Genomic DNA, 9,073 nt, shown 5'->3' with positions numbered 1-9,073 from the left:
AGCACGGCGAGGGCCTCGCGGTCGAAGGCCTCGCCGAGCCGGCGGTTGGTGACGAGCCGGTAGACCGCCTCGCGGACGGTCGTCGCCTCGCGGACGTCGTGCTCGCCACCGGGCGTGATCGTGTCCACGAGACCGCAGTCCAGGTACCAGGCGTTCAAGCGCTCCGGCGTCACGAACATCTCGAACCGCACCGTGCGCCGGGCACGGAGCGTGGCCGCGAAGTCCAGCGCCGGGTGCCCGCAGACGAAGACATGGTCAAGGTTCACATCACCATGCTGACAGGTGACTGCGCAGAGGTGCAATAACGCGCGTGCCGCCGGGGCGCGAGACGTTTCCCGCGTCGGGGTCGTCCACGCCGGCGAGCACCCGCGGCAGGGTGGACTTGCCGGCGCCGTTCGCCCCGATCAGGCCGATCCGTCGGCCGGGGGCGCGGTCAGGCCGACGCCGTCGAGGACGCGCCGGCCGCCGAGGACGCGGACCGGGTCGTGGGCGAGCAGGGCGGGTTGGAGCACGGGACACCTTCCGACGTGAGGGGGGTGGGCCCGCCGGGCACGGAGCCGCGGGCGCGGGCCGGATCACACGTCGGCGGGTCACACCGTAGGCGCCCCGGTCTCCCGCAGCGTGCCGTCGGCCAGCCGGAGCCAGCGGTTCACCCCGATCCCGGCGAGGAACCGTTCGTCGTGACTGACCACCAGGAAGGCGCCCTGGTAGGAGTTCAGGGCGCTCTCCAGCTGGCCGGCGCTGACCAGGTCGAGGTTGTTGGTCGGCTCGTCGAGCAGCAGCAGGTGCGGGGCCGGTTCCGCGCACAGCACGCAGGCCAGGGTGGCGCGCAGCCGCTCGCCGCCGGAGAGCACCCCGACCGGCAGGTGGGCCCGGGCGCCGCGGAAGAGGAAGCGGGCGAGCAGGTTCATCCGCTCCGTCTCGGGCCGCTCGGGGGCGAAGGCGGCGAAGTTCTCCGCCACGCTGCGGTCGAGGTCCAGCAGGTCCAGGCGCTGCGAGAGGTAGGCGATCCGCCCGTCGTTGCGCGTGATCTCCCCGCCGTCCGGGGTGAGTTCGCCGGTGACCAGCTTGAGCAGGGTGCTCTTGCCCGCGCCGTTGGGCCCGGTCAGCGCGATCCGCTCGGGGCCGCGGACGCTCAGGTCGACGCCGCCGTCGGCGAACACCGGCCGGCCGGCGTGGCGGACCTGCAGGCCCTCGCCGAGGAAGAGGTTGCGCCCGGCGGGGACCTGGGTGTCGGGCAGGTCCAGCGAGAGGCGCTGCTCCTCGCGCACGGCACGGCCGGCCTCGTCCAGCCGGGCCCTGGCCTCGCTGACCCGGGCCGCGTGCAGCTGGCCGGCCCGGCCCGCGGACTCCTGGGCGCCGCGCTTCATGTTCCCGGCGAAGATCCGGGGCAGGCCGGCGCTCTTGAGGTTGCGGGCGGCGTTGCTCTGGCGGCGCTCGGCGCGTTCGCGGGCCTGCTGCAGTTCCCGCTTCTCCCGCTTCAGCTCCTGCTCGGCGTTGCGGACGTTCTTCTCGGCGACCTCCTGCTCGGCCCGGACGGCCTCCTCGTACGCGGTGAAGTCACCGCCGTAGAAGCGCAGTTCGCCGTCGCCGAGTTCGGCGATGTGCTGCATCCGGTCGAGCAGCGCGCGGTCGTGGCTGACCAGCAGCAGGCAGCCGTTGAAGTCCGCCAGCACGTCGTGGAGCTTGTGCCGGGCCTCGGCGTCCAGGTTGTTGGTGGGCTCGTCGAGCAGCAGCACGTCGGGGCGCTTGAGCAGTTGGGCGGCGAGGCCGAGGGAGACGATCTGGCCGCCGCTGAGCGTGCTCAGGCTGCGGTCCAGCGTGAGGTCGGCGAGGCCGAGCCGGTCGAGCTGGGCGCGGGTGCGCTCCTCGATGTCCCAGTCGTCGCCGATGGTGGTGAAGTGCCGCTCGTCGACGTCCCCGGCTTCCACGGCGTCGATGGCCCGGACGATGTCGGCGATGTCGAGCACCTCGGCGACGGTGAGGCCGGAGGTCAGCGGCAGGCTCTGGCGGAGGTAGCCGAGCCGTCCGGTGACGGTCACCGAGCCGGTGGCGGGCCGGAGTTCGCCGGCGATCAGCTTGAGCAGGGTGGACTTGCCGGCGCCGTTGGGCGCGACCAGTCCGGTCCGGCCGGCGGGGACGGTGAAGGACAGGTCGTGGAAGACCGGGGTGTCGTCGGGCCAGGCGAAGGAGAGGTTGGAGCAGACGACGGCGGCGTCGGACATGGGAGTGACCTCGAAGGGGATGAGGGCAGGAAGGCGGACCTCTGCCCTGGGCAGACGTGCGGAAAAGGGGTACGACGAAACGGACCGCCTCGGCGGCGCTCCTGAAGCACCGGCCGGTGGCCGTCAGATCCGGGTCTCACCCGGAGATGTCGTCGTCACCCGCCACGTCTGCCACTCCTCGATCACACGACTACAGGTCACAGCCACTGTAGCAGGCGCCGCGGGCGGCCGGCGTGATCGAAGGCGTCACCGCCCTGACAGGTGATGAAATTGCCGCGCGCAACCATCACCTGTCAAGGCGGTGACGAAAAGGGGGGTCGCTACGCCGGGACGACCCGGTAGCTCAGGGCCGCCAGCGGCAGGTTGGACTGGGCCAGTGAGCCGGTGGCCCACGGGTGGCTGCCGGTGCAGTCGGCGCCGGGGTAGAGCACCACGGACGCGGACCCGTTGACGACCTGCACCGAACGAACGGGCGCCGACAGCGTGTGGCAGGTCCCGAGGTCGGCGAGGTCGACGGTGGTCACCGCGCCCCGTCCGTCGGTGGCGGAGTAGAGGTGCGCGCCCGGCTCCAGCGGCGGCCAGCCGGCGGCGGCGTCGGCCGCCCCGGTGCCGAGGGCGACCAGGGCGGCGGCCAGGGCGGCGGTCACGGCCGCGCTGCGGAGCTTCGCCTGGGGTGTGGACATGCGGAACCACCTTCTCGTGTGTGGCGGAACTGTGCGGTGAACCGGCCTGCGGCTCGTGGGCCGAGCCCGGCCGGGAGGCAGATCCTTGCAGCTTCAACAAGGGGCTCGGGAGTGCGGAACCGGCCAAACACGCGTGAGCCGTGACCGTGCTGAGGAGTGACTCTTGCGCCGTCGCAGTCACCGTCTTGACAGGTGATGACCCGGAACGCACCCTGAAAGCCGTCATCCGCGACCGCCGACCAGGAGAGACGTCATGAGCAACCGGCCCGCAGGCGACCCCGACGCCGCGTCACGGCGCGCCCGTTACGGCACCCTCCCCGAACGCATCCGCTTCGAGTCCATGACCGAGCAGGCGGCCACCACCCCCGGCGCCGCCGCCACCACGGCCCACGACCCCGAAACCCGCTGGAACTTCTACAACTGCCTGGCCGTCGACCTGGCCCTGTAGCCCCTGTAGCCCCTGTAGCCCCTGTAGCCCCCCGAACCGCCGGGCCGGGGCCGCCGCGCGAGGATGGGGACCGGGCCCCGGCGTGCGGGGCCGGTGCGGACGACGGGAAGAGGGGCCATGACCGAGCGGGAGCACGTCGGGTCGGAGCAGGTCGCGTCGGAGCGCGGCGAGCCGGAGCACGGTGAGCCGGTGCGCGTCGGGCTGGTGGGGATCGGCGTCATCGCCGCGACCCACCTCGCCGTCCTCGCCGAACGGAAGGACGTGGAACTGGAGTTCACGGTCGACCCGAGAGCGGTCGGGCCGGTCGCGTTCCGGGGCGGGCAGCCGCCGCACTACGGCGACCTGGGCGAGGCGCTCGCCGCCCACCGGCCGGACCTGCTGGTCCTCGCCACCCCGACGGAGACCCACGCCGAGCTGGTGACCACGGCCCTGCTGCGCTCCACCGCCCGGATCCTGGTGGAGAAGCCGCTCGTCCACGACCGCGCCTCCCTCGCCGCGCTGCGCGCGCTGGACGGGACGGCCGACGTGCGGGGCCGGGTGTTCACCGCGCACCACTTCGCCTTCTCCCCGGAGGTCGACTGGGCGGCGGACCTGCTCGCCGCCCACCCGGACTGGGGGCCGGTCACGACCGTCACCTCGGCGTTCCACGACCCGTACGTCCAACGGGGCGCGGAGGCCTTCGCCTCGTACGTCTCCAGCTGGACGGACTCGGGAGTGAACCAGCTGAGCATGCTCACCCGCTTCGTGGACCTGGTCGGCCTGACGTCCCTCCGGCAGGCGGACGGCGGCGCGAGCGCGTGGTGCGCGGTGGAGTTCCGCTCCCGGGGCGAGGCGGGCACGGCCCGGCTGCGCAGCAGCTGGCTGACCGGCGCCAGCAGCAAGCAGAGCAGCCTGGTGCTCGGCCGCTCCGGCGTGGAGGTGTGGATCGACCACACCGCCATGACGGGGTTCGCCGCCCGGGACGGTGAGCTGCTGGCGGCGTTCGGGACCGACGGCCGGACCGAGCGGAAGGTCGCCCACTACCGTCCGCTCTACGCCAGCCTGCTCTCCGGCCGGCCCGACCCGGTGCTCGGCTTCGAGGCCGCGGAGCGGATCACCGGGATCCACCGGGCGCTGCCCGAAGCGGAGTAGCCACGGCGCGCAGTAGCGCCACGGCCCGGAGCGGTCACGGCGAGGGATGGCCGGTGAGGTGGGCGAAGACGTCGTCGAGCGTGGGGCGGCGCATGGTGAAGTCGGCGACCGGGATGCCGGTGCGGCGCAGGGCGGCGGCGACGGTGGCGATGTCGTTGAGGCCGTCGGCGAGCGGGATGGAGAGGCGGCCCTTCTGCTGGTCGACGGCGGGTTCGGTGCTGAGCGCGGGGCGGAGGGCGGCGAGGGCCGGGGCGAGGTCCTCGGGGGAGCGGACGGTCAGGTCCAGCCATTCGCTGCCGACCTTGCGCTTCAGCTCGTCGGGGGTGCCGTCGGCGATGACGCGGCCGGCGTCGACGACCACGATCTGGTCGGCCAGGTAGTCGGCCTCCTCCAGGTACTGGGTGGTGAGGAGCACCGTGGTGCCGGCGTCGACGAGTTCGCGGACCCGGGCCCAGAGGTCCATCCGGCTCACCGGGTCGAGGCCGGTGGTGGGCTCGTCGAGGAAGAGCACCGGGGGCGCGGTGATCAGGCAGCTGGCGAGGTCGAGGCGGCGGCGCATGCCGCCGGAGTAGGCGCGGGCGGGGCGGTCGGCGGCCTCCGACAGCCGGAAGCGCTCCAGGAGTTCGTCGGCCCGGCGGCGGGCCTCGCGGCGGCCGAGGTGGAGCAGGGTGCCGAGCAGGACGAGGTTCTCGCGGCCGGTCAGCACCTCGTCCACGGCGGTGTACTGGCCGGCCAGGCCGATCCGGCGCCGCACCTCCTGCGGTTGGCGGACGACGTCGTAGCCGGCCACCTCGGCGTGGCCGCCGTCCGGTGCGACGAGGGTGGTGAGGATCTGCACGGTGGTCGTCTTGCCGGCGCCGTTCGGCCCGAGCAGGCCGAGGACGGTGCCGGCCCGGACGCCGAGGTGGATGTCGGCGACCGCCACGACGTCCCGGTGGCGCTTGTGCAGGCCCTCGGCGCGGATGGCCAGGTCCATGGGGGCTCCCGAGGAAGAAGGGGACGGCGGGCGGTCAGGCGGTGAGGCGGACGGGCAGGCTGCTGTAGCCGTGGACGAAGTTGGAGTAGAGCCGGACCGGCTCGCCGAGCAGGTCGATCCGGCCGACCTGGCCGCGCAGGGCGGCGAGCATCGCCTCGACGTGGGTCCGGCCGAGGAAGGCGCCCAGGCAGAAGTGCGGGCCGTAGCCGAAGGCGACGTGCTTGTTCGGGGTGCGGGCCAGGTCGAAGCGGTCCGGCTCGGCGAAGACCTCCTCGTCGAAGTTGGCCGCGCTGTTCCACAGGGTGACGACGTCGCCGGCCCGGATCGTCCGGCCGCCGAGCTCCACGTCGGTCAGCGCGCGCCGGCCGAAGTGCATGGCCGGGGTGGTCCAGCGCATGACCTCCTCCACGGCGGACTCCAGGCCGACCGAGCCGTCCTTCAGCGCCCGCCACTGGTCGGGGTGTTCGGAGAAGGCGATGAGCGCGCCGATGGAGGACATCCGGCTGGACTCGTCGCCGCCGAGGATCAGGCTGTAGCAGTTGAAGACGACCTCCTCCTGGCTCAGCGGCTCGCCGTCGACGGTGCCGGTCGCCAGGGCGCTGATCACGTCGTCCCCGGGGTGCTTGCGCCGTTTCGCGGCGAGGTCGGAGAAGTAGAGCAGGATCTCGTTGCGGGCCAGCCACTCCTCGGTCGCGGTGTGCTCGGCGCTGGTGCGGGAGAGGGTTTGGGTGTTCCAGTGGACCAGCCGTTCGCGGTCCTCGACCGGGACGTCCATCAGGTCGCCGATGGTGTTGATCGGGATGTGGTCGGCGAGTTCGGTGACGAAGTCGAAGGAGCCGCGGGCGAGGCCCTCGTCGAGCAGCGCGGCGGTCCGCCGGTGCACGCCGGCCACCACCGGGGCCAGCACCCGCGGCGAGAAGGACCTGAGCATCAGGTTGCGGATCTCCCGGTGCCGCGCGCCGTCGGTGACGGCGAGCATCTTCCGGGAGGCGGAGTCCTCGCCCTGGAGCAGGGTGGCGAGCACGTTCCCGCGCTCGGAGGTGAAGCGCTTGTTGTCGCGGTAGACGGCGAGCACGTCGGCGTGGCGGGAGACCGCCCAGAACGGCGGGCCCTGCTCGGTGGCCGGGTGCAGGTGCACCGGCCGTTCGGCCCGGAACCGGGCCCACATCGCCCGGACGTCGAGGTCGAGGTAGGTGTGCGGATCGGTGAGGTCGACGGTGTCGAGGTCGCGGGCGGAGAGGTCGGCGGTGTCGACGGTGTCGACGGCGTCGATGGCGTCGGTGCCGGGATCGGTGGGCGCGGTGCGGTCGGCGGGGCCGTCGACCGTCTGGTCCTTCAGGGGCATGGTCGGCCGTTTCTGTGACGGGGTCAGGAGACCGCGGACCGGTAGCGGCGCAGGCTCAGCAGGACGGTGAGGAGGAACACGGCCCCGAGCGAGGCGGCGATGGTGAGCGTGAGGGCCGGGGTGCCGGCGCTGCCGGCGGCGTCCGGGTTGCCCCAGAGCCGCCGCAGGGCCGTCACCACGGCGCTGACCGGGTTCCCCTCGGCGACCGGCCGCAGCCAGCCCGGCAGCCGGTCGACGGACTGGAAGGCGTTGGACAGGAAGGTCAGCAGGACGGTGACCAGCCCGGCGACGACGTTGATCGTCTCCATGTTCCGGGAGAACATCCCGAGCATCAGGCCGACCCAGAGCATCGCGTACATGAAGGCGGTGAGCAGGGCGAGCCCGGCGAGGAGGGCGAGCGGGCCGTGGTGCGGGCGCCAGCCGAAGGCCAGGCCGACCGCCGTGACCACGGCCAGGCCGATCAGCCCGACGACCAGGTCGCCGAGGGTGTGGCCGAGCAGGACGGCCGGTCGGGAGATCGGCATGCTGCGGAACCGGTCGACCAGGCCGCCGCGCAGGTCCGCCGCGACGGCGACCGCGGTCGGGCCGATCCCGGCCAGGCCGACCTGGGCCGCCACGCCCGCGAAGATGTACTCCTGGTAGCTGCCGCGGCCGGAGAAGGACAGCGAGCCCTGGAACAGGAAGCCGAGCACGATCATCGAGATGAGCGGGTTCATCACGATGCCGATCAGCCGGCCGGGCGCCCGGCGCAGCCGGCGCAGCCGCCGTCCGGCGACGGTGACGGACTCGACCAGCAGGGCCAGCGGCGCCGAGCGGGGGCGGGGGGTGACGGCGGTCAGCATGCCCGGCCCCCTTCCGCACGACGGTCCCGCTCCCCGTCCAGGCGGCGCAGCTCGGCGTCGACCAGCCGGCCGATGACGGCCTGCGGCCCGGGGTGCATCAGGTACTCGTGGCCCGCGGCGATCCGGTGGACGACCACCCGTCCGTTCACGTGCGGCTCCCATCGGCCGGTCCGGTCGGCGAGTTGGTCCGCGGTCCACTCCTCGGCGGCCGCGAAGAGGTGGAGGTCGCCGGTGAACCGGCCGGGGGTGAAGCGCTCCATCAGCGCGCCGTGGTGGCGCGACAGCCGCAGCAGCCGCAGCAGCGCCTCCTCGTCGAGGTCGGCCAGCGGGCCGGCCTCGCGCCGGAGCAGGTCGAGCAGCGCGGCGTGGCCGTGGCCGGCCAGTTCGGTGCGCCGGTGGCCGAGCGCCTCCAGTGCGCGGAGCAGGAGTTCGCGGTCGTCCTGGCCGCTCTCGTCCCGGCCGGTGCGGCCGGCGTAGCCGTCCAGGTCGGCCAGGAAGTCGACCCGCTCGCCGTCCGCCTGCAGCCGGACGGCGATCTCGTGGGCGAGCACCCCGCCGTACGACCAGCCGAGCAGCCGGTACGGGCCGTGCGGCCGCAGCCGCCGGATGGTCCGCAGGTAGTCCGCCGCCACGTCGCGGAGGTCGGTGGGCAGCGGGGCGGCGGCGTCCAGCGCGGGCGACTGGAGGCCGTACAGCGGGTAGCGCGGGTCGAGGTACCGGGCCAGCCCCAGGTAGGGCAGGCTGAAGCCGAGTCCGCTGTGCACCAGGAACAGCGGGGGCGCGTCGCCGTCCGGCCGGATCGGCAGGACCGGCGAGAACGCGTCCGCGGACTGTTCGGCGGTCACGGCCGGCCGGGCCCGCTTGGCCAGTTCCGCGACGGTGCGGTGCAGGACGACGTCCGCCACCGCCAGCCGGAGGCCGGCCGCCTGCGCCCGGCCGACCAGCCGGACCGCCAGCAGGGAGTGGCCGCCGAGGTCGAAGAAGCTGTCGTCGATGCCGACTTCGGGCAGCGCGAGCACCTCGGCGCAGAGCGCGGCGAGGGTCTCCTCGACGGGGTTGCGGGGGCGGCGCACGGCGCCGGTGGGGGCGAGGTCGGGGGCGGGGAGCCGGTTGCGGTCGATCTTGCCGTTGGGGTTGAGCGGCAGCTCGTCGAGCACCACGACGGCGCCGGGGACCATGTACCCGGGCAGGTGGTCGGCGGTGTGCTCGCGCAGGGCGGTGGGGTCGGGTGCGGTGCCGGGGGCGGGGGTGACGTAGGCGACCAGGGTGGGGCCGGCCGGGCTGTCGGTGCGGGCGACGGCGACGGCGGTGCGGACGGCGGGGTGGCGGGTGAGGGCGGCCTCGATCTCGCCGGGTTCGACGCGGAAGCCGCGGATCTTGATCTGGGTGTCGGCGCGGCCGAGGTAGGCGAGGTGCCCGTCGG

9 protein-coding genes and 1 pseudogene are annotated in these 9,073 nt (G+C 73.8%); 2 read left to right on the top strand and 8 right to left on the bottom strand.

The features are described 5' to 3' along the window. From ABZW03_RS31385 to ABZW03_RS31370, 4 genes and pseudogenes are all read right to left on the bottom strand, one after another. Positions 1-266, bottom strand: a 266-nt coding sequence (locus tag ABZW03_RS31385) for an ABATE domain-containing protein (protein WP_355265766.1), incomplete at its 3' end; no start/stop codon positions are given. A gap of 52 nt (positions 267-318) precedes the next feature. Beyond that, positions 319-512: pseudogene (locus tag ABZW03_RS31380) on the bottom strand (ATP-binding cassette domain-containing protein); the annotation flags it as partial. Between the two features lie 78 nt (positions 513-590). Further along, positions 591-2,225, bottom strand: a complete 1,635-nt coding sequence (abc-f, locus tag ABZW03_RS31375; RefSeq protein ID WP_355265763.1) for a ribosomal protection-like ABC-F family protein — start codon at positions 2,223-2,225, stop codon at positions 591-593. Between the two features lie 320 nt (positions 2,226-2,545). Beyond that, a complete protein-coding gene (locus tag ABZW03_RS31370) occupies positions 2,546-2,908 on the bottom strand; it encodes a hypothetical protein (RefSeq protein WP_355265760.1) in 363 nt (120 codons plus the stop codon). Positions 2,909-3,161: 253 nt separating this feature from the next. On the opposite strand from ABZW03_RS31370, the gene ABZW03_RS31365 reads away from it, so the two are divergent. Together ABZW03_RS31365 and ABZW03_RS31360 are read left to right on the top strand one after the other, a co-directional pair. Then, positions 3,162-3,356: a hypothetical protein gene (locus ABZW03_RS31365; RefSeq protein WP_355265758.1), complete on the top strand. Its 195-nt coding sequence runs from the start codon at positions 3,162-3,164 to the stop codon at positions 3,354-3,356. Between the two features lie 117 nt (positions 3,357-3,473). Beyond that, a complete protein-coding gene (locus ABZW03_RS31360; protein ID WP_355265755.1) occupies positions 3,474-4,487 on the top strand; it encodes a Gfo/Idh/MocA family oxidoreductase in 1,014 nt (337 codons plus the stop codon). A 34-nt stretch (positions 4,488-4,521) separates the two neighbouring features. Here the strand turns inward: ABZW03_RS31360 and ABZW03_RS31355 are convergent, their stop codons facing one another. The 4 genes from ABZW03_RS31355 to ABZW03_RS31340 form a co-directional block, all read right to left on the bottom strand. Next, positions 4,522-5,463 carry an ATP-binding cassette domain-containing protein gene (locus tag ABZW03_RS31355; protein ID WP_355265752.1) on the bottom strand — a complete coding sequence of 314 codons (942 nt, stop codon included), beginning with the start codon at positions 5,461-5,463 and terminating at the stop codon, positions 4,522-4,524. A 34-nt stretch (positions 5,464-5,497) separates the two neighbouring features. Further along, positions 5,498-6,808, bottom strand: a complete 1,311-nt coding sequence (locus ABZW03_RS31350; RefSeq protein ID WP_355265749.1) for a cytochrome P450 — start codon at positions 6,806-6,808, stop codon at positions 5,498-5,500. Between the two features lie 23 nt (positions 6,809-6,831). Further along, on the bottom strand, positions 6,832-7,650 hold the full coding sequence (locus ABZW03_RS31345; RefSeq protein ID WP_355265746.1) for an ABC transporter permease: 819 nt from the start codon (positions 7,648-7,650) through the stop codon (positions 6,832-6,834). After that, positions 7,644-9,073: thioesterase domain-containing protein (locus ABZW03_RS31340; RefSeq protein WP_355265743.1), on the bottom strand; the 1,430-nt coding region annotated here is incomplete at its 5' end. The genes ABZW03_RS31340 and ABZW03_RS31345, both read right to left, overlap by 7 nt.

This window comes from Kitasatospora sp. NPDC004799 (assembly GCF_040609095.1).
GTDB lineage: Bacteria > Actinomycetota > Actinomycetes > Streptomycetales > Streptomycetaceae > Kitasatospora.
This window is presented reverse-complemented; position numbering and strand designations above follow the sequence as displayed.